Here is a 20,498-nt window from a genome sequence, read left to right as displayed (position 1 = left end):
TACCGCCATCTTTGTAATTGTTGTACGCGGCGGTTATAAAAAAACTTAAATACTTGATTGTGCTCTAGCTTTAGCTACCTGCATCATCAACTCTTCTCCTGAATTCTGTGGTATTGCACTCAGTATCTCTGTCTTTTTCGTCCGCTCTGCTAGTAGTTCCATTAAAACTTCCCTTGCTTGCTCAACACTTACACCCTGCTCAATAAATTCTCCTATTTTCTCTGGCATTCGTGATAAGTTACATAAACGTATTAATTCAACAACTTCAGTACGATACTTAGTTAAATTATCAGTTTCTAGGTCAGTTGTAGTTTGTTCATTCATAGTAATACTCCTGTTTTTATTAATAGATGAAAGAATTGTCATTCCGTCTGCAAGACCAATATCCACAGCGTTCTTGCCAAAATATAGCCCTGCTTCTGTTGATCGAATCTTTTCAATTGAAAGACCTCTGTTCCTTGCTATTAGCTGCAAAAACATTTCATATAGTCGGCCTACTTCTTTTTGTAAGCTTTCCAGACTTTCAGACGTTATTGGCTCATGCGGATTTAAATCATTTTTTCTACTTCCTGCAAATACTGTGGTATATTTTATTCCACATTTTTCATCAAATCCACTTTGATCTATATGACTTGCTATTACTCCAATACTGCCAACACCAGAGGTTCTACTCACAAAAACCTTTTCAGCGCTTGAAGCTATAGCATATGCAGCAGAGTACGCATCATCATTTGCTATCGCTATTATCCTCTTTTTTCCTCTTGCACTATAGATAAAATCAGCTAAATCAAATACACCGTTTACTTCTCCTCCTGGACTATCTATATCAAGTATAATAGTTTCTACTTCCTTATTTTCTAAAGCTTCTTCTATTTCTTCTTGAATTTTCTCATACGATGTCATGCCTAGAAAATCATCAAAAGCTCCTGGTTTTTTGGTCAAAATTCCATGTATTGCTATTACTGCTGTTTTTTCTATATTTTGATTTATTGCATGTTTTATATTTTTAAATATAGGCTGTTTTCCGTTATATAGCGACAACAAGTCAAAGCTTTTTTGCTCTATCATCATCGGCTTGCACATCCAGTTGGTTTGTAAAATTTTCATAATGTAAATGAGATTTATTTTGTTTGTGTTCTGACATCAGAATCAAAGAGAAGGTTGAAAGAATCAGCACGCTTTTGATCTTCGGCAATCTCTTGATCAATTTCTTCTACATCGTAACCCATTTCTGATACTACTTCTGCTCGACTTTTGAAGCCATTCCTTACTGCCATTTGCTGTGCTTGCTGATCTTTCAGTGGATCCACCCAATCAAATCCCTGTGGTATCCATTTTACATCTTTAAATACTTGATTATCTGTTGTAGAAAGCTCTCCAGATAAAGTGGCAAGTTCTAGCCATCTACTCCATACTGGTCTGCAAAATTGGAATACCATAATGTTATGTTGCAGCATAGCGCATCTACGACGAAACTCTATTAATCCTGCTCGAATGGATGAATAATTAACACCTGTTAAATCTCCTGTTAGCTGCTCATATGTTATTCCTGTACCTATTGCTATTGCCCTCAGTTGCTGTCTCATGAATGCTTCATAACTTCCTCCAACATCAGATGGTTCTGAAAATTTTATGTCTTCTCCTGGGTCTAAAAGCTGCATTGTTCCAGGCTCTAAACCTGATAATGCTACTCCTTGCTCATTCGCTTCGCCTTCTCCTAAAATATTTGCCTCAGGATCGAGTCTCGTAATAAATCCCGCAAACATTGCTGCTGTCTTTTTTCTCACTAATTCTGCATCATCATATTGATCAAGCTCATAAAGCTTCAGCAGTATATTAGAAAGCCAAGGCTCCCCTCTGATTTGCCCAGGTCTTAATGGTCTATAAATATGTAAAACATCATTTGCTGGTACTCTCACTGATTCTCCAAATGAGCCTTCTCCTGGATGTTCTCTAAATAAGTAATATGCTTCTCTCTGCCCAATTCTATTAAACTCAATACCATTTCTTATTACATTACCATTTGCTAAAGTTTGATTTGTTTTATTGTCTAAATGTTCAGACTCAAGTACTTGCAGTTGTAATGGTACACAAAAACCATCTTCTTGTTTTCTTGTTCGGAGTCTTACAAAACATTCTCCTCCTTCTATCATACTTCTGCATACTAGAGCTTGTAATCCATAAAAATCACTTACTCCGTTACTGTCTGCTTCATCTGTCCATTTTAGCCATAATTCTTGCACCTTCTTTCGAAATTCTCCATCTCTTGCTTTTGATTGTGGTTTTATTCCTGTTCCAATAGAGTTACTTACTATCGTATCAATTATATTTGCAGCGTAAGGATTTTTTCTCACCATATCACGTGATCTACTACGTAAAGTTTCAAGGTTTTGAGACAGCAAATTGTTTATACTTCCTAACTCTGGTTGAAAGTGAAAAAATCTTCTTCCTGAGCCTGCTGCATCCCACGCTGAGCTTTTTATCTTTTGTTTGTTAAATAATTGCTTGAAGGTTTTTAGCAGCATTTATAAAATTCCTTTACTCGTTGAAAAAACAATTTTCCTCTTTAGCTCCATTCCAGCAATCTTTAGCTCAGCTTTAATACGTTGTCTTAAGCTTAGTAAATCATTTATATCTACTTCTGCATATCTCACAACATGGTCACCATATGCAATTGATACTACTCGCTCTCCATTTTGCAGTTTTTTGATCGCTTCTTCGACTTGAATTAAATATTCTGCGTTATACATTTACTACTTGCTGATCCACTTGCTTTTGACTATTTTCTTTGATTTTTTGCTTTCTGGTTTTTCACTTAAACTATTCCATTTACTCTCTGGCCAACGATCAATTCCAAGCGCAATAGATGCTGCTCTCGCATAAATTCGGCAATCCAGTACTTCATTTCTTTCTCTTACCTTCTGCCACTCTTGTTTGGTGTATCCTTTTACCACTTTGCTGACTAATTGCTCTGCTGTTAGCTGCTTAAAATATTCAGGTGCATACTCGGGAAAATGACAATATCCTGCTGGCACTTTCTCCTTTTCCCCGTTTTTTAAAACATTAAGTAATTGAAAAAGCTCTGACTTTAATATCGATACTCCTACTGGCCATAGCTTTATTCCTCTCTTTAGCTTTTGACCACCAACTGTTATATCTACTCTACTTGGGCTGCTAAGTGGTACTAGCGCTTTGTTTACACCTTTGACTGCCATTACTCTTCCAGAGCCCTGATGACCTCTTACCCAATTGTATACTTCTTGCGTTGCATATCCAGCATCTACTGCCATCATACTTATCATATATTCAAGCCCATTTTCACCGATAAAATGATGATTTAAGAGCTCAGAGAGTTTTCCCCATACTTCCCCACCTCCTGTATCTCCTTCAAATACTCGGTAGTCTATTGACCAATTTTCACGGCTTCTTCCCCATGCTACAACTTCTACTTCTAAGCGGTCTTTTTGAACATCAACTCCTGCAGTAAGTACCACTTCTCTCCTAGGCACTGTGCCTACGGGAAAAAATTCTCTCCTGTTAAATAATTGCTTCCAGTCTGGTACTTCTCCTTTGTCTACCCAAGTTTCTCCAAGTGTGGTATTTATCCAAACTTTCAGTAATTGTTCGCTTTCCTTTGCATGGAGAAAGTCCTCTACTGCTTGTTGCCAACTATACCAGCCTACTGGACTATAAAGACTTGAAAGATGAAATCCTTTTTTCTCACCTTTTACTCTATTAGTAGGCCTCCATTCTCCACGTTCAAGCATCTCTGTTTTTTGATGATTTTCTATTTTGCCGCTACATTCAGTGCAGACATAATGTGCTGTTCTTGAGTCATTATTTTCCCATTTTATTTGTGACCATTTTAGAACTTGATAGTAATTACAATGCGGACATGGTACAAAAAAATATCTCTTGTCTGTAGCTTCAAATTCCTTCTCAATTCTGCTTATTCCATGAATCGTTGGCGTTGATACTAAAAAAATCTTTCGCCGTGCAAATGTATTAGTACGGGCTATGCTGAGTAAAACTGGATCTCCTTCACCTCCCGAATCTCCTGGATAGGCATCTATTTCATCAAGAAAGAGATACTTTACTGGCATAGATCTAAGTCCTACACTGCTATTTGCTCCAGTTATTACTACTATTCCACCTGGAAATTCCTTACTCTGCACAGTATTGCCTGAGTCTCTTGATCTTGGGTCTTTTACTTTACTTTTTAAACATGGTGTACTTTCAATCAGTGGCGCAAATCTTCCCTTTGACCAACGCTTTCCCATTTCGACTGTTGGCTGCACAACTAACATTGGACCTGGTGTTTGATCGATGATATAGCCTATCCAATTGTTACCAGCTTCTGTTCCCCCAATCTGCGCTCCTTTCATGAATACTACTTTTTCTGCTGGTGAGGACGGAGAAAGTGAATCCATGATTTCTTTTAAATAAGGAGTTCTTTCCGTTCTCCATTTTCCTGGTTCTGATGCTGCAGTTGGAGCTAAAACTCGATACTCATTCGCCCACTCTGATACTTTAAGCTCTGGATCTGGTTTTAAACCTTCAGAAAAAGATATGGCGTATATCATTGTCTGCATCTACTCATAATTGCAACATCATTAACAGCAGAACTTATTTCTCCAGACTCCTCCAATTCCATAAACATCTTTTTCTGAAATTCGTTTTCTATATATCTTTTGCTCATCTCACTTATCATTATTGCTATAACAAGCGCAAATACTCCTGTTACTGTTGCAAAAATGATCGCACTGCTTATTGTTGTTGTTATTAATCCTATATATACTGCTACTGCTATTGCGCTGACTGTAATACAGATGCAGATAATATTATTATGTTTTTTCATCCTTTTATCTGCTATTTCTCTCTGTGCTATATATTTATTATGAAGGGTTGGAAAATTAACAACGGTATCTCTGCAGAGTAACGCTCCATTTTTTTCATTAAATAAAACTTTAAGTAATTCTAAATTATTTGACTTGATTGCTAAGTGCAAAACAGGTGTATAGTTTGCTCCTTTTTTCAGCAATAACTTTACTACATGTAAATGCCCTTTTTCTGCAGCAAGGTAAATCGGAGAGTGACCTTTGTTATTTAAAATATTAATATCAATTTCTTCTTTTAAAATTGCATCTACAACTCCTCTTTGTGCAGCTAAATGGAGTAGACTATTCTTTTCAGGACCGTACTTATTACTCATCAAAGCCTTCTTTATCTCAGGTCTATTTTCAGCGTAATCAAATGGTGTTTTACCGCTATCGTCTTTTACCAATGGATCTATATCTTCTCGAGTTAGTAAGACCTCTATTGTTTTAAGTCTTTCAGCGTAATGTAGTGGCGTTTTATTTTCATAGTCTTGCAAATTTACTTGAGTATTAGGCTCCTTTATTAAGCATTTGAGGATATCAAGACATAAATCTCTTTCATCGTAATTAGTATTACTTACAGCTATATGAACAGGTGACAATTTCATTGAGTTTTGTCCCATGCGCGCGCTATTTACATCTGCTCCTAGCTCCAGTAATAACTTTACTATCTCCAATTTTTTGTTGTTAACTGCATAGTGCATCGGTGTCTGATTTCGTGCATCAAAAACCTCGATTTCAGCTTTTCCTTCTCTTATCAAAATCTTTACAACTTCTGCATGTCCTATGCCTGCTGCTAGATGTAATGGAGTATGGTGCAAAGCATTTCGTACATTAACGTCAATACCTTTTCCTATCAAATATCTAACTGCATTAACTTCACCTATCATTGCAGCTAAATGAAGTAAGCTATCTTGTTCTGACCCGTATTTGTTATTAATTAGCGCTTGTAATATCTCTGCTTTTTTCTCTTCTTTGGCGTAATCAAGAGATGTTTTGCCATCATTATCTTCTACAAAAGGATTGATATTCTTTTTTGTGAGTAGCAGATCCACCATACTTAATTCATCAAACTCTATAGCGCAATGTAGTGGGGTTTTTCCATTTAATCCTCTGACATTAACATCTAATCCAGGTTGATTGATGAGGCATTTTATTAATTCTAAACTTAAGTTATCAGCCATTATTTAAAATTTAATATTAGATAACTCTTCAAGTGAGTTTGTAATTTCCTCGGTCAATGTTCCATGAATTTTTTCAGTGTCACTCAGTGATGCAAGCAGTGCTGAAACTCTATTTGGAATATTAAGCAAATTATTACGTACAACTCTTGCTACATTAAATGCATCGCGCTTTACTTCCTCTACTGCCACAAGTTCTCCTATCTCAGCCTTAGCTTTCGCCTCAAGAAGTTTACCTCGTTCCATTTCATTTTTTATTCGAGTTTTTAGCAACATCGTGGAAAGGTTACTTGTATTTTCGTTTTCTGGATTTTTCCTCCTAAGTGGCTGACTTGGATCTCTTATTGCCGCTACTGCTTCATTTGCTTGTTCTCTATTGATCAAACCATCCTCCAACTCAACTATTCCTTTTTTTACTAAATAACAGACATATTGCTTTGATACTCCTATCTCTCTTGCCCATTCTGTTTGCGTTATCTTTTCCACTCTTTTTGCTCCTTTTTACGAATTTTCTTCTTGAATTTCTGCAAAAGTTTTGCCAGTACCAGAAAGAATTGCCTCCCTACCTGTGTATATTTGCCAACGTTTTATGGTTACATCTACAAATTTTGAATCTAGCTCTATTGTTCTGCAAATTCTTCCTGTTCTCTCACATGCAATTAGTGTGCTGCCAGAACCACTAAATGGATCAAGTACTATGTCTCCTGATCTGCTGCTGTTTACTATTGCTTTTTCCATTAGCTCTACTGGCTTCATCGTTGGATGTAGTGTATTGTGTGTTGGCTTATCATAAAACCACAGATCACTTTGATTTCTTCCTCCATGCCACTCACGTTTATTGCCGCTTTTCCATCCATAGAGCATTGCTTCGTATTGTCTTTGATAATCAGACCTGCCTAGCGTAAAATGATTCTTTGCCCAAATGATAAATGTTGACCATTTTCCTCCCGCTTCCTCAAATGCTTTTTGCAACGTTGAAAACTCTGATGATGATGCACAGATATAAATCGCACCTTTGGTGTATGCTAAAATATGACTGCAAATATCATAGAGAAAAAGTTCGTACTTTTCACCTTGATTATCATTTAATATCTTTTTATCTTGGCTATTACCATAATCAACGTTATATGGAGGATCACAAACAGTAATGTCTGCCATCTTATCATCTAACAGCGCTTTATATGATTCAACTACAGAGCTATCACCACAATAGATTCGATGATCACCTAAAATCCATAAATCCCATGGTTTTGTTACTTGTTTGTCATCAATAGCTAAGTCAGAAAGATCTTCTTTTTCACTGTCTAAATCATCAAGGAAATGTTGAACTTTTTCCAATTCAAATCCTGTCATTTTAAGGTCAAACTGCAAATCTTCTAGCTCTTGAATTTCTACCTTTAAAAGATCATCATCCCACTTTGCCCAATTAGCTGATTGATTGGCAAGTAGTCGAAAAGCTTTAGTTTGTGGTTCATTTAAATTATCACTTAAGACCACTGGAATACTTTCCATACCAAGTTTTCTTGCTGCTTTAAGTCTTAAATGACCATCAACCACAGTTCCATCGCTTTTTGCAACTATTGGAATACGAAAGCCGAATTCCCTGATTGAAGCACACATTCTATTTACTACGTCATCATTTTTACGAGGATTACGCTTATATTCGACGAGGTTTTCAACAGGATAATAGTGGATTGCTAAATTCATATAATTGCTATACTAATTAAAAAGTTAATATTTAAAATATGTCTGACGCTAAAGAAGGCCTGGGGTCAGCACCACCAAACCCGCCAGTATGGCCGAAAGGACCCACTTTTATGGTATTTTTAATGTGTTAAAATCTTTACTAAAATTCATAACATAGAACATTAATGCCAAAGCATCTGCTTGATTATCATCTCTAGGTGAAAATCCTTTTTCCTTTACAGCTTCAATAACTTCACTCTTACTTGCATTACCTTTGCCTGCTATAAAGCGTTTTATAGTTTTAACATTAACACCTTGGTAGGGAATATTGTTCTCTTCACACCAAGCAGATAGAACGGCAAGAAAACCACCGTAGCAATGAGCAGCATCAGTTCCTAAGTGTCTTCTTACTTCCTCAAAATACACTGCAGAAATGTCCTTCAAAGAATTAAGCCAATTACGAAAATTCAAGAAGCACATGCCACCTCCGCTAAAACGGCTACCATGAAAACTTTTGCTTCCACTTTCAATTACTCCATTGGTTAGAATTGCCCAGCCTGTTTGTTTGCCAAGGTCCAGTGTTAGGGTTGACATTTATATTCAGAATTTGTTTTGCTAGAGTGCTATATAATATATATTCAGGATTTGAAAAATTTTTGTCCAAAAAATCTTCTTCTTAAGCAAACTTTTTAGAAAAAACTTGGTTAAAAATCAGTAAACAGCCCTTGCATAATTATTGGTCAAGACTTTCAGATTTCTATCTTAACTATTTAAATAGTCTATTATGTTATTATGGTGTGGTTAGTTTCTTATGAACATTTATCCAAATCGTAAATTTTGGGAAGATGATTTAGAAGTCCCTGTTAACCATTTGCTTGATCGTTTTCACAATACAAAAATACGTCAGTCTTGGATAGATTCACTTTCTGGTAAGCAATTAAATATTATTTTTCAAAACTCCTTTAAAGATAAATTAAATGCTCAACTCTTTGATGATGAAAGTTACGATAATACATCTGTACAATACAAACGTAAAGTGATTGCTAATTATTCCGATTCTCTCGTTACTTACTACTTGATTACCTGTTTTGACCGTGCAAAACTAGAAGTTACTGTCAGTGAAATTGCAAGATCTGCATTAACTACGGAACTCATGAAATCCTACCTTGTAAAAAATAATAATAAATATGATAAAAAGTCTTTGCTGTTTCTACTGTTTCATGCAGATTACAATCTTTTAAAGTCTGTCTATCACTTTGAAAAAATACAAAGAAAGAGTTTCATGTCTTTTACCTTACAAAAAATACCAAGACGACCAAGTACTCCATTTAAGGACTTTATCTCAGAGGAAATCATACAACAAATACTGAAAGAAGATAACATTAAGAGAAATGACAGTTTCGAGAATCAACTACAAGGTTTCTTCTATCATCAGAATCGTTTATATGTGTTAATACGCAAAGCTAGCGATATAGATTTGTTGTTAAATTCAAACAAAGTTATTCATGGCCATAAGGCAGAGTGGATGATTTTGGATTTTCTACTAAATGGCACTCAGGTAGATCTTGGTGCTAGAAATATTGATCAAGCTATAGAAATAGCAAATAGCATTGCAAGTTGTTACTTTGGCTGCGAATGTATTTTTGTAGATGTGCAGGATAAAAACTTCGCGGAACAGGTGCATAAATTTATAGAAACTTGTATTAATGAATCTGATTCAAATATTCGTGTTTTTGAGTTAAAGTTTCAGTCAAATCGTTTCAATTACAGCTATACTAATATCACTTTGACTGTCGCTCCATATGATCCTATTGCACCGGAATTGCATGTTTTAAAGCCATTTGTAGGAAACATAGTGCCACTTATAGAGTCGATTAAAGTAATATTTCAAGGCAAAAAGATAGGCTTATTTTTCAAGAGAAGTGATGAGTACATAGCAATTTACTACTCTGAACATCCTCTGAATAAAAGGGAAAGAGAGGATTTTAAAGCATACATAAAACAATTTTATGGTCTTACAATCTTGCCAAGAGCAAATCTCTGATCTTCTTAATTCTGGCAGCTCTTGGGTTAATCCAAATCAAAATTACATCAAAGCAGCAAGGTATTTGTCAGATCTTGAATTAATTCAGATGCAAGAGAGGTCTTACATTATCTGCTCTCGTAGACAAGATAAATTAGATTGGCCAAATATAGTTGATCCATACTGTAACAATGAGATTTTCATTGATGAGGACTTTAACGAAGCATGCGATAATATAATTTGTGAAAATTGCAACCGTGATATTTTGCCTAATACCTACAAGAAGCAAAGATTTCACCGCTTATCTGTATATTTTAACCCAGAGAAATTTATGAATTGGTTTGAAGGTCAGCTAAGTGATACAAATTTTATGTGGCAAAAAGTGGAAAGTGGAGTTTATCATGTTGGTGGACAAGGTCAATTTGTAAATCTCATTGTTCTTGATTTTTGCACCAATCCAACATTCTTAACGATAGATAAGCTTAAAGCTAATCCAACTGTATTAATAATACTGAGAAAAAATCCATCAAACATACCTCTTGATTTGCCCATAGTAAAAATGGTTGACCTTTTCTTTCAGCATAAGACTTTAATTGAAGTATTCCAAGAAGCAGCACAAAGAGGAGTACTAGAGTTCATACCAAATACTTCAATGCAAATCTTACATACTGCACTTAATCTAATTGAACCTTCTAAAGAGAAAGAATTACTAAAGTTGCAATTGATAGAGGGCTCACTTTACGTAAACAATATAGAGATTCTAAATAAGAAAGCTGTAGCATGTATGAAGGTTTTTCGCATATTATTTGAACAATTTTTGAATGATTGTAAAAAAGAATTACCTCCTGAAAAACACATGTTGCTTAGCATAACTGAAATAGAAAAGCGCCTAAATCTTGATCCAGAAGCAGATCCAGAACATCACATCAGAAAACCACTAAACACAATCCAAAGAACAATAAAAACCACCTTAGCTAAAAAATTAGGACTAAACATCGAACGTAATGATGTGATTCAAACAGTTGGTTGGCCTGGATCATCGCGTAGAGATTATGGTTACCGTATTAACCCTTTTACTTTGGTTATAAAAGCAACTCGTTAAGTTTTAGAGATACTAAATAACCAATTAAACGCCATAAGTTACGTAAAATATCGACTATACAAATCTGTCATACATTAAAAAAATTTCTTTACAACTAAAGTAAAACGTGATAAAATCAACATATGGTCTTTCTTATAAGTTAAGACATGGTGTTAATCGGCTTTTAAGGGCTGTTATAAGCGTTCTTTAGGTCAAGGTGGTATAATTGTACCCTGAAGTTGTAGGATGACTTTAAAACGCAATTACGGGCCATTTGTTTTTTCTGAGCGTTTTCTTTCGTTTCTTTTATCAGATAACTTTGAAAGAGAGCTTTCCATAGCTTATTATTGTAAGTAAAAGAGAAACGAACAGAGTAGTATGTTTTAAAGTCATACTACTATATTATTATATAATAATAGGAGTTATTCTGAAAACTGAGAGTTGAACAAAACCCTCTATATTCCTGAACTTTTTCCCTATTGCTCAGTCTGCAGCTATAAAATTCAACAATCCCTCTAAGTTGTTGAAAATCTCGCATTTCTTTCATCCTTACTAAATTCAGTCTGCATAGACTAAGCAAATTCTGAAGACAAACTGAGCAAATCCGAAGACTGAAATAACTCATATTTTCTATTTTAATTTTATTAATCGCAGATGCTATGATGAACCCAAGTATTCGGATTTTCAACTGGTAAAATGCTACCATTCTCCGTTGATTTATAGTCGGTTGGTAAGACCTTTTCATAAATTGTCACTTCTTTATTCAGTTGGTGATCAAATACCTTACTTTTCTTTTCCATGCCTGCAACACAAAGTACTCCATATCTAGTTCTTGCTCCATTTTTACCTTCTCTGTTAAATTTTATATAGCCTTTTGTAGCTAAAGTATCAATACGTTCACGGATCGAATGTTGACTACCAAGACCTGCTTTATTCTCAAATGCCTGACAGAACGAATTTATTGTATATAGACGTCCCTTCCGTGCTTCATCATAAATTAATTGTAGAATAGTATCATACCTACGCGAACGTTCTGCATCTAACCTTTGGCCATAATCTTTGTTCACAAGTCTTTGCGATTCATAATCAACTACGTACCAGTTATTGTTAATCTTATCAATGTATTTTGATGCAATAGCGTGGCCATTACGTAACTCAAAGATTAGTTGACGTTTACTTTGTTGTTCATCTGGTCTGTGCATAATTATTCCTGTAGTATAAAATCCCCTTAAACTGCTTGCACCGCTAAAACTTTGAAATGGGTCTTCTTCCAATGATTTCTTTTGCATCTTCTTTGTGTGGTGTACTAAAATAACTCCTGCATCTTGATTAGCCAGCTTTCTCAATTTACCAACCCTTTCTTGTAGAAAGAATAACATAGCATTGTTGTCATTTTCACTACTATTCTCGCCGGCATCAAAAATATTGCGTAGTGGATCTATTGCTATTATATCAACTGCATTCGAGCCAAATGAACTTTCTATTTTATCTACAATAATCTCTATACTATCATCATTTAGAAGTAACTCCACTTGTGGTGTAATAACTAAGTTATATCCAGCAATTTCAAGAAGTTCTTCATTTAGTTTAATTTGCTGAAGACGTTCACGCATATAGTGATAGCCAATTTCAGTTTGTAAGTAAAAGATTTTCAAAGGTCTTGTGGGCATCATGTTCAAAAATGGAATTCCTCCTGCCATGTGTAATAACCAAGAAATAAGAAAATCACTTTTTCCAACCTTAGGTGCACCTGCAAACACCAATAGTCCTCCTGGAGTTAAAATTCTTGGAACTATTATGTCTTTCGGCATTGGTGATTTATCGTTTAAATACTTTATTACTGGAATTGCTGAAAGTGAAATGCAACGTCCTGCTTTTTGAACTTTCGAGAATTCCTCGGTAGTTGATAGTTTTTTCACATATGGAACTTGAAGAATTAAAGATAAGAATTTTTCAACATTTATACCTTCTTTCACGCAATCAGCAGCGTCCCAACCCTTTGGTTTATCTTTAGGTATTTCCAAAATGCAAAGTTCTTCAACTCCAAGACAAGTAAGTTTCATAGCAGATTTTTCAGCGTATTTCTTACCTGCTTCATCATTATCTGGCCATATAATAATGTGTTTACCTTTAAGTGGAGTCCAATCTGTTTTTTCAATAGGTGCATTTGCTCCAGACATTGCAGTTGTGGCAGTAATACCTTGCTCTATGAGAGCATTTGCACACTTTTCCCCTTCTACAAGAATAATTTTATCGGACTTTAAAATACCTGGAATATTATATAGCGGCCTTATCTCTGGTACACTAAAGGTGGATTTTTTGATATCAAAAGGAAGATATCTCTTTCCACTATCATCATCATAACGATATACTCTAACAATAGCTTGGCCGTTTTCATCGTAATAATCCCAATATGCAGTTGGATTACCTGCAGTTTTGTCAGTTTTGATCTTTTTAAAATGACCAAGCCATTCAGCTATAGAGTCGATTACTTCAGTAAACTCTGTTCTAGTACTTTTTCTATGCACTTCTGCCCAAAGATCAATTATATCTCCACCTTCTTTTGTTGCAAAATCGTGCCATAGTCCAGCTTCACTACCACTTAATTCTACTACTAGACTTTTTCCTTTATCGCCTTGTACATTGCCTACATAAAACTTATCACCACGAAAAGTTCCTCTTGGTAATAGATATGAAAGGCATGATCTGATATTTAACAAAAGCTGAGCTTTAAGCTGTTCTTTTTCTACTAACGATGCATTTTTTCGTGAAGCTGCAGTATTAAAATTGCAATAGATATCCATAAAATCTCCAATATATTTAAAGTTTAGAAATTTGGTTAAGCTGTAGCTATCCAGCGTCCGTTAACCATATTTATGAATTTTGTTGGTATTGGTTTGCCATTTTTAAGTTCGTACATCAATTGCAGAGTATTCCTTTCTGGCCTAAATATCATTACTCCAGATGTATATAAACTTCTTAAAACATTATCACCACTCAATGCTTGAAATGGATTCTTTTTTAACGTAGTTGTGGATACTTTTTTGGTATAATGTGTAAAGATTACTCCGGCCATAGGATTAGTTATAGAACGTAGTTTATCAACATCATTTTTCAGAAAAGAGATCATACTCCTATAATCAAAAAGAGAATCTATCACTATAACGTCAACTGTTTTTACATCGAGATTTTCGTACATAATTTCTTTTATTTCTTCCACATTCAAGGTTAGTTTTATTTTTTGAGTGATGACTAAGTTTTCTGTCCCTGCATCAAGGGTTTTCTTGCTGATTCTTAGCTTCTGTAAGCGCTCTCTATATTCCATTTCATCCTGTAGATAGAATATCTTAAGTGGCCTTGCAGGCTTCATACCAAGAAATGATACTCCAGCAGCTAAATGTACCAACATGGAAAGTAGAAAATTACTCTTTCCTATTTTAGGAGTTCCACCTATAACCAAAAGACCGCCTGGAGTTAGAATTCTTGGGCCTATTATATCTTTTGGCATTGGTGATTTATCATTCAAGTAATGCCTTGCTGAAAACGATGTAATTTTATGTTCTGTTGTGTTTTCTTTAGTATTTAACCACCTCTTAGCGGAATTTATATCACCTTTAACTAAAGTCCAAAGATCAATAATATCACCACTAATTCCTTTAGTAAAATTACGCCAATTTCCAGCTTCTTTACCCACTATTTTAACCGTAATCATATCCCCGTCACAGTTGCCAACATAAGTCCTCTCTCGATAAAAATTACCGTTTGGAATTAGGTAAGGTACACACTTCTTAATATTATCAATCAATAATCCTTTTATTTCCTTTCTCTGCATAAAACCCCCATACATACTTTTCATACGTTTAGAGCTGAGATTAGCTAGCTCACAAACAGTTTCAAAAGACTCTGAATCAAACCATTTAATTGCTTCTTTCTTTAGCTCTACTGCTGCATCTTTGATAGCTCTCTCAATTACAGCAATCCAGAGCTTCTCTTCGTCGTACTTCAAAATGGCACCCAATCAACTTCAGGTTGCTCTGGGATAATAACCGTAGCAATCTTGTTTTTTTCTCCATATCGATCAGCTTCAATACCAACTTTTGCAGTAAACTCTAACCCGTTAAAATCAGCTATAGAGTTGATTTTTCTAGCAATAACTGCTTTCTCTGAAGTGTCATGTGCATGAATATTTCGTGCTGACTCTAAAATACTTCTAAGCATAGAACGTCCAGATTCTCCCCAAGTATCTTCTCCTTCAACGCTTGCTTTGCCACTTTTAATACCAATTACTTGAAAAATCTTGCGTTTTGCATATGGACCTTCAGTGACAGTAAATTCAACGTTTAAATAGATGCTGCCAGTAGTGTAGCTTTTAGTGAACCAATTTTCATAACCTCCTGGTTTAATTGCCATTTTTACCTTGACTATTGTACCTTTTGGTATTAAATTACTTTGTAATTTTGCAGTATTAAAATCAGTTAAAAAATCTGATAACATATTGTCTCCTATAAATTAAGTGAAAAAAAGGAATCAACTCCATTGGTCTGCAAGCTTCCAACGACCATCTATCTTATCAACAAGCTTACTTGCTACACGTTCACCATTACGAAGCTCAAATACTATTTGACGGACAGTGCTTTCCTCATCATGAGCAAACATCACCATGCCAGTGCTATAAAATCCACGTAAAGATCCAGCACCGCTTAGGCCTTGAAATGGATCTTCTTCCAGCATCTTTTTCGATAATTTTTTTGTGTGGTGAGTGAGTATTATGCCCGAATCTGGATTGATAACATTTCTCAGTCTTTCAAGCGTTTTTTGCAAAAAGAATAGCATAGCGCTATTGTCATTTTCATTGCCATATTCACTTGAGTTGAAGATGTTGCGAAGAGGTAGGGTCGAGAACTGGCGCGCCTCTTTAGGGCTTGGTGGCTGATCCATTATTTTCATGTTGGGCCTCAATCCAAAATTCCCATGTTTACGTTTCCAGCTCCCGCCTCGTCAAACGCAGCATGCAGTTTTCCCGCACTACGCTTTCCTAGCAGATTCTTACCAAAGTTTATAACATCTTGTACTGGGGCTGCTTTCGGAACGTAATATCTTAATCTATAGTCTTTATATAGACCTAGTGTTTCGTATATCCATTCGCTACTCCACCTCTCCCAGCCAAATCCTTTTGCTTTTCTAGCTTTCATTAATTTACGTCTTACTTTCTTCTCTACCCATAGTTTCACGTAGTTAAAGTTTCGACCTGAGTTTCCTATCCTAAAGTAGTTTGTCCACCCTCTCAGTATTGGATTAATGATATTTATCACTTTCCATATTGGTTGCGATTTGTGGTCGCGAAATACCTCCTTCAATTTTTGAAGTAAGTTTGTCCGCGCTTTCATCTGTGGTGTTGTTTGTACCCTCCACTTTCCTTGTTTTGTGATCTTCTCTCGAAAATCAAATCCTAGAAAGCTGAATGTCTCTCTTTCCTTTAGGTTAGTTACTTTTGTCTTTTCTTTATTTACTTCTACCTTTAGTTTTGCTAATTCTTCTTGTACCCTTCTATACACTAATTTTTCTAGCCATTCCCATTTCTGGTGGCCATCTATCAGTATCACCAAATCGTCCGCCCATCTTGCGTATTCTATATGTCGATATTTTCCTTCTTTATTCACCTCTTTTGCCTTCTCTAGCATTTTATCTACCTCATTGAGGTATATATTGCTTATTAGTGGTGAAAGTGGTGATCCTTGCGCTATTCCTCGTTTCCCTCCTACTTTGAGGATTAGCTTGATCAAGTGCATGATTTCTTTATCATTTACTCTTTTGGAAATCTTTTCCATAAGAATATGGTGTCGCACATTGTCGAAGTAGGATTTCAGATCTATGTCAATAACTTTTGTATTGCCTTTGATTGCTGCTTTCGATACTTTATCAATTGCTTCATGCGCTTTTCTCCTAGGTCTATATCCATATGATCCGTCCTGAAAGTCAGATTCAAATATTGGTTCAAGTATTAGCTTCAGTGCTGTTTGCACTATTCTGTCCCGGATGCAGGGTATGTTCAACGTTCTGAGTTTTCCCCCAACTTTTGGTATTTCCTTCCTCCGGTTCCTATTTGGGCTATAGGTTTTGGTTATTAGTTCGTGTCTTATTTGTTGAAGATACTTTTCTAAGCCTTCTGCCTCTATCGATTCAAATGTCACCCCATCCATTCCTGGTGCCCCTTTGCTCTTCTTTGTCAGCTTATATGCTTCTTCTAGTGTCTCCATCTTGCAGACGTGAACATAGATTCCCCAGAATCGCCATTCCGGTTCTGTTTTCGCTTTGGTATATATCTTTCTTCTCAGGTCTTGTAATTTTATTGGCATTTTTATCATTTTTACCTTTACCTTCCTTTTTGTTAAAAGATTTCTACTAGTAGGGTGCCTTTGCTCCATGAGAGTTACCTCACTTCTTTACTACTACGCACCCATCCGCCACCCTCTCATCTTCTGTTCTTTTCCTGTTTTCCAGTTATAGAACCTACCACTCCAAGGTATTTCTCCTTGGGATGAGGAGGGCTTCTCCAGTTGCTTTGTATGTCCTCATTACCATGCTATCACTACCACCCCGCTGAAGTAGAACAATTGTATCAGTCGTTTTTCAACTGCCTATTCTGCTTTCGCCCATTGACCGCTGGCTCAGCCTTCAGTTCTTATCGTTTTCGAGGCCACCTATGTGTTTGCTTTCGCTACGGCCTAGTAATTCGCCATTATCCTATGATAACGTTGTCGGTAGGCTTCAACATTTTGCTTTCCCTCCACATTGCTACCCTAGCTACAGGACTTCGACTTTTATCCTGGTGGGTCTACCTCCCACTGAACATACTTGCCTTCTCTGGACACACGATCGATTGCAATAATATCAGGTTTAAAACGCTCTTTAATAACATTTTTAATTTCATCTATTTCTTCACTGCTGAAAGATAATTGTACTCTTGGTGTAATGATTAAGTTATTGGCAGCTATATTCAAAAGTTCGTTATCCAGTTGAAGTTGTTGCAAACGTTCTTTCATATATTCATATTCAATTTCAGTTTGCAGATAGAAAATTTTCATAGGTTTGCTTGGAGTCATACCCAAAAATGAAACTCCAGCAGCCATGTAAACAAGCCAAGAGATCAAAAAGTCGCTTTTGCCAATCTTAGGTGGGCCACCCAGTACTAATAGACCTCTTTTAGTTAGAATCCTTGGTGCGATTATATCTTCTGGTATTGGCGATTGATCATCCAAGTATTCTTTTACACTGAAAAAGGGAATTTTTTGAGTAATGGTGAAAAAGTCTTGTAACATATATAACCTCTAAAAGTTAACTTTGAGTAGAAATTTAAGCAGCAGTAGCAAAAGCCTTAGCTTTAATTTTCGCAAGTAAATTACCCAGATGCGGTTCTTCAACCATATTCAGGCAGCCACTGCGATCTTTAGCAGGGTATCCCCAAGAGTTAATAGTCTGACAGACAAATGAACGTTTTTCTGTGCCATCATCTTTCTTGATTCCAACCATGCTGATTACCTCATCAACTATCCCTGGAATCTCACTAGCAGTTTTAGCCCCTTCACATTGAGGTAGCCATGTTGAACGATTACAGTCATCGAGATATTGACCTAGTGTGCCAACTATGATGATGTCTTTATCTCTGATATGTTGAAACTGATTGAGCCAAGCCATCATCTCTTGAGCAAGCAACCCATAAGCAGCTCTTTTATCTTCTTTTCCTGATCTATCGGAAAAAGCTTCAGGTTGCATCCTTGCCCATAATAGACATAAACGTGAAGCAACGGTTATACTATCCACAAAGATGCATCGGTATTTAGACACTTCAGAAAGAAGATCTTTGTGCTTGCTACAGACATGCTCATAGTGTTTCTGACTATACGCCTGATCAGATTTTAGTGCAGGGTTCGGACCACCAATTAGGCAGGCAATATCCCGAGCTTGATTCCAAGTACGAACACTAATTGAATCTCCCTGCCAATCTTGAACAGCAAGCAGACCTGCTTCAAAGTCAAGACATAGTGTTGGTTCACTTATAGTCTTTAAGAGGCTGGTTTTACCAATACCGTAAGGACCAAAAATTACTACTTTTATGCCTGTAGTTGTTTTCAATCTTTCATTATTGTTTAAAATTTTAAAAGTCATTTATTCACCTCAATGGTATATGTTATATATTCAGGAAAGGTAGAATTTATGTTCAATTTTTCTTTTTGCCCTTGTAGTAGATGGAAGAGAGTTTTATACGTATTTTTCTTACCATAGTATTTAAAGTAGTTCTTGATATGTTGTTCATCTTAGCAACTTCATATAAGTTAAAGTACTTGAGTTGCTCGCATATCTTTTGCATCTTTCTTGGTAGCGTTGAAATCATGTAATCTACATCAGTACGTTTCGCTACTTCATCTTCAAAAGCTTCTGTTTTCTCAATATTGACATAGTTATTAATATTGCGCTTCATACATAGTTGTTTCTCCAATAAGTTATTGGCACGACGTTCAGTTAATCTTGCTACAAAAGTGTTAAAGCTACCTTTACTTTCGTCATATCTATCAAGATAAGTCCAAATTTCACAGAAAAGTTCTTGCTCAAGATCTTCATGAGTTTCATGAGCAAAGCATTCAAAAAGTTTTAATCTCTTAGCTTGATACCGTATATTTTGAACAACTATGGCAGTTTTTAGTTTCATAACTTTTCCCTAAAACAATTAATGCTTTAAGGATGAGAAACTATAGGTGCACTTTGTAGGACAGGAGCAAAAATAAATAATACAGATGCAATTTTTAACCTATTGATATTCTATTGTTTTTTTTCGAGAATAATACAGTTCGATTTTTAAATAATACTGCAACAAAAAATTAGGCAAAAATTCATTTTTTTTGGACAAAAATTTTCCAAATCCTGAATATATATTATATAAGCCTTTCAAACTCATCATAGGTGTCAATTCTTACACAATCAGGAAGAGCAGCAATAGCAGCCAGCATAAAAGAGCAATCTCTACATCTTGCTTGGGGCAGTGGTGATGCCAATTGGGAAAGTAGTCATCAAGTCGAAAAAGTTTTTGTTGAGGATGAAATAGCTCTAGATCACCATACTATTAAAGATGTAAGGGTTTTTACAGGACAAACAACTTATCAGCCAAGTATAGATTATATAGTTGATAGCAGTAGTGGTGTAATAAAACGTACGGAAAATAGCTCTATCACGGCAAATAGTGCAGTTACTATAGAGTATACTGAAAGCACACCACCAGAGCTGATAACTTCTGAAAAACTGCTCAATGAGCTTGGTAGACGTACTGCAGATGAAGTTCTTTTTTGCACAGGTGATGAGAATGGAGAGCTTTTGACTCCAACAGGGAGGTTTAGGTCCTCAAATGTACCAACCAATAATTTATACCTTAAATTTACTTTCGATTTCACGGACGCAGCAAATCAAGTTATACGGGAATTAGGGGTTATGGTTGGTACTAAAATAAAAGAAGGATTACCTGAAGGACAGAGATATTTTGAACCACAAGATATAGAAGATCCTGGAATTTTATTGGTCCTTGAGCATACAGTGCCGCTTATCAGAACTGCTGCCACCCGGGAAACTTTTTCATTTGTTGTAACTTTTTGAATTTTTCT

At 35.8% G+C, this 20,498-nt stretch carries 17 protein-coding genes and 2 pseudogenes; 3 read left to right on the top strand and 16 right to left on the bottom strand.

What is annotated here, in order from left to right; translation table 11 throughout:
* Positions 1-45: 45 nt before the first annotated feature.
* The 8 genes from AAGD65_RS02760 to AAGD65_RS02725 all read right to left on the bottom strand — a co-directional run bounded on the left by AAGD65_RS02760 (position 46) and on the right by AAGD65_RS02725 (position 8,338).
* Positions 46-1,107, bottom strand: coding sequence for a S49 family peptidase (locus tag AAGD65_RS02760; RefSeq protein WP_341811002.1), 1,062 nt, complete (start codon positions 1,105-1,107; stop codon positions 46-48).
* Between the two features lie 14 nt (positions 1,108-1,121).
* Entirely contained in the window at positions 1,122-2,525 is a 1,404-nt protein-coding gene (locus AAGD65_RS02755) for a phage portal protein (RefSeq protein WP_341811001.1), read from the bottom strand.
* A complete protein-coding gene (locus AAGD65_RS02750) occupies positions 2,526-2,750 on the bottom strand; it encodes a gpW family head-tail joining protein (RefSeq protein WP_341811000.1) in 225 nt (74 codons plus the stop codon).
* 3 nt (positions 2,751-2,753) lie between these two features.
* On the bottom strand, positions 2,754-4,583 hold the full coding sequence (locus tag AAGD65_RS02745; RefSeq protein WP_341810999.1) for a phage terminase large subunit family protein: 1,830 nt from the start codon (positions 4,581-4,583) through the stop codon (positions 2,754-2,756).
* Entirely contained in the window at positions 4,580-6,061 is a 1,482-nt protein-coding gene (locus AAGD65_RS02740) for an ankyrin repeat domain-containing protein (RefSeq protein ID WP_341810998.1), read from the bottom strand. The genes AAGD65_RS02745 and AAGD65_RS02740 overlap by 4 nt, the downstream gene beginning before the upstream one ends.
* Positions 6,062-6,064: 3 nt before the next feature.
* Entirely contained in the window at positions 6,065-6,544 is a 480-nt protein-coding gene (locus AAGD65_RS02735; RefSeq protein ID WP_341810997.1) for a hypothetical protein, read from the bottom strand.
* A gap of 15 nt (positions 6,545-6,559) precedes the next feature.
* Positions 6,560-7,765: a DNA modification methylase gene (locus AAGD65_RS02730; protein ID WP_341810996.1), complete on the bottom strand. Its 1,206-nt coding sequence runs from the start codon at positions 7,763-7,765 to the stop codon at positions 6,560-6,562.
* Between the two features lie 108 nt (positions 7,766-7,873).
* Positions 7,874-8,338 (bottom strand): crossover junction endodeoxyribonuclease RuvC, encoded by a 465-nt coding sequence (locus AAGD65_RS02725; protein WP_264683889.1) that lies wholly within the window; start codon positions 8,336-8,338, stop codon positions 7,874-7,876.
* 217 nt (positions 8,339-8,555) lie between these two features.
* On the opposite strand from AAGD65_RS02725, the gene AAGD65_RS02720 reads away from it, so the two are divergent.
* Positions 8,556-9,788, top strand: coding sequence for a hypothetical protein (locus AAGD65_RS02720; RefSeq protein WP_264683890.1), 1,233 nt, complete (start codon positions 8,556-8,558; stop codon positions 9,786-9,788).
* Positions 9,754-10,869 (top strand): hypothetical protein, encoded by a 1,116-nt coding sequence (locus AAGD65_RS02715; protein ID WP_264683892.1) that lies wholly within the window; start codon positions 9,754-9,756, stop codon positions 10,867-10,869. Before AAGD65_RS02720 ends, AAGD65_RS02715 begins: the two co-directional genes overlap by 35 nt.
* A gap of 623 nt (positions 10,870-11,492) precedes the next feature.
* On the opposite strand, the gene AAGD65_RS02710 is transcribed toward AAGD65_RS02715, so the two are convergent.
* The 8 genes and pseudogenes from AAGD65_RS02710 to AAGD65_RS02675 form a co-directional block, all read right to left on the bottom strand.
* Positions 11,493-13,652, bottom strand: a complete 2,160-nt coding sequence (locus tag AAGD65_RS02710) for an AAA family ATPase (protein ID WP_264683894.1) — start codon at positions 13,650-13,652, stop codon at positions 11,493-11,495.
* A 35-nt stretch (positions 13,653-13,687) separates the two neighbouring features.
* Complete coding sequence (locus AAGD65_RS02705; RefSeq protein ID WP_264688662.1) at positions 13,688-14,854, bottom strand: helicase RepA family protein; 1,167 nt, start codon at positions 14,852-14,854, stop codon at positions 13,688-13,690.
* Positions 14,851-15,342 (bottom strand): hypothetical protein, encoded by a 492-nt coding sequence (locus tag AAGD65_RS02700; protein WP_264687470.1) that lies wholly within the window; start codon positions 15,340-15,342, stop codon positions 14,851-14,853. The genes AAGD65_RS02705 and AAGD65_RS02700 overlap by 4 nt, the downstream gene beginning before the upstream one ends.
* A 33-nt stretch (positions 15,343-15,375) precedes the next feature.
* Positions 15,376-15,738, bottom strand: a pseudogene (locus AAGD65_RS02695) (hypothetical protein); the annotation flags it as partial.
* Positions 15,739-15,803: 65 nt separating this feature from the next.
* Positions 15,804-17,213, bottom strand: a complete 1,410-nt coding sequence (gene ltrA, locus AAGD65_RS02690; protein WP_341810995.1) for a group II intron reverse transcriptase/maturase — start codon at positions 17,211-17,213, stop codon at positions 15,804-15,806.
* Between the two features lie 510 nt (positions 17,214-17,723).
* A pseudogene (locus tag AAGD65_RS02685) lies at positions 17,724-18,167 on the bottom strand (AAA family ATPase); the annotation flags it as partial.
* Positions 18,168-18,201: 34 nt separating this feature from the next.
* Positions 18,202-19,014, bottom strand: a complete 813-nt coding sequence (locus AAGD65_RS02680; protein WP_230609204.1) for an ATP-binding protein — start codon at positions 19,012-19,014, stop codon at positions 18,202-18,204.
* 52 nt (positions 19,015-19,066) lie between these two features.
* Complete coding sequence (locus AAGD65_RS02675) at positions 19,067-19,555, bottom strand: sigma-70 family RNA polymerase sigma factor (protein WP_230609203.1); 489 nt, start codon at positions 19,553-19,555, stop codon at positions 19,067-19,069.
* Between the two features lie 251 nt (positions 19,556-19,806).
* Here AAGD65_RS02675 and AAGD65_RS02670 point away from each other — a divergent pair, with 251 nt between their 5' ends.
* A complete protein-coding gene (locus AAGD65_RS02670; RefSeq protein ID WP_264690058.1) occupies positions 19,807-20,490 on the top strand; it encodes a hypothetical protein in 684 nt (227 codons plus the stop codon).
* The last annotated feature ends 8 nt before the right edge of the window (positions 20,491-20,498 follow it).

The sequence above is a fragment of the Wolbachia endosymbiont (group B) of Chesias legatella genome (assembly GCF_964026945.1).
In the GTDB taxonomy this organism is placed as follows: Bacteria; Pseudomonadota; Alphaproteobacteria; order Rickettsiales; family Anaplasmataceae; genus Wolbachia.
The sequence above is the reverse complement of the archived record's forward strand: the minus strand, read 5'-3'. Positions and strand labels throughout refer to the sequence as shown.

What these genes read in the sequence shown, in the direction of transcription:
- AAGD65_RS02680 (WP_230609204.1), bottom strand. Translation starts at nt 19,014, where the DNA reads ATGACTTTTAAAATTTTAAACAATAATGAAAGATTGAAAACAACTACA.
- AAGD65_RS02740 (WP_341810998.1), bottom strand. Translation starts at nt 6,061, where the DNA reads ATGGCTGATAACTTAAGTTTAGAATTAATAAAATGCCTCATCAATCAA.
- AAGD65_RS02700 (WP_264687470.1), bottom strand. Translation starts at nt 15,342, where the DNA reads ATGTTATCAGATTTTTTAACTGATTTTAATACTGCAAAATTACAAAGT.
- AAGD65_RS02675 (WP_230609203.1), bottom strand. Translation starts at nt 19,555, where the DNA reads ATGAAACTAAAAACTGCCATAGTTGTTCAAAATATACGGTATCAAGCT.
- AAGD65_RS02715 (WP_264683892.1), top strand. Translation starts at nt 9,754, where the DNA reads ATGGTCTTACAATCTTGCCAAGAGCAAATCTCTGATCTTCTTAATTCT.
- AAGD65_RS02755 (WP_341811001.1), bottom strand. Translation starts at nt 2,525, where the DNA reads ATGCTGCTAAAAACCTTCAAGCAATTATTTAACAAACAAAAGATAAAA.
- AAGD65_RS02720 (WP_264683890.1), top strand. Translation starts at nt 8,556, where the DNA reads ATGAACATTTATCCAAATCGTAAATTTTGGGAAGATGATTTAGAAGTC.
- AAGD65_RS02750 (WP_341811000.1), bottom strand. Translation starts at nt 2,750, where the DNA reads ATGTATAACGCAGAATATTTAATTCAAGTCGAAGAAGCGATCAAAAAA.
- AAGD65_RS02725 (WP_264683889.1), bottom strand. Translation starts at nt 8,338, where the DNA reads ATGTCAACCCTAACACTGGACCTTGGCAAACAAACAGGCTGGGCAATT.
- ltrA (WP_341810995.1), bottom strand. Translation starts at nt 17,213, where the DNA reads ATGATAAAAATGCCAATAAAATTACAAGACCTGAGAAGAAAGATATAT.
- AAGD65_RS02710 (WP_264683894.1), bottom strand. Translation starts at nt 13,652, where the DNA reads ATGGATATCTATTGCAATTTTAATACTGCAGCTTCACGAAAAAATGCA.
- AAGD65_RS02730 (WP_341810996.1), bottom strand. Translation starts at nt 7,765, where the DNA reads ATGAATTTAGCAATCCACTATTATCCTGTTGAAAACCTCGTCGAATAT.
- AAGD65_RS02760 (WP_341811002.1), bottom strand. Translation starts at nt 1,107, where the DNA reads ATGAAAATTTTACAAACCAACTGGATGTGCAAGCCGATGATGATAGAG.
- AAGD65_RS02745 (WP_341810999.1), bottom strand. Translation starts at nt 4,583, where the DNA reads ATGATATACGCCATATCTTTTTCTGAAGGTTTAAAACCAGATCCAGAG.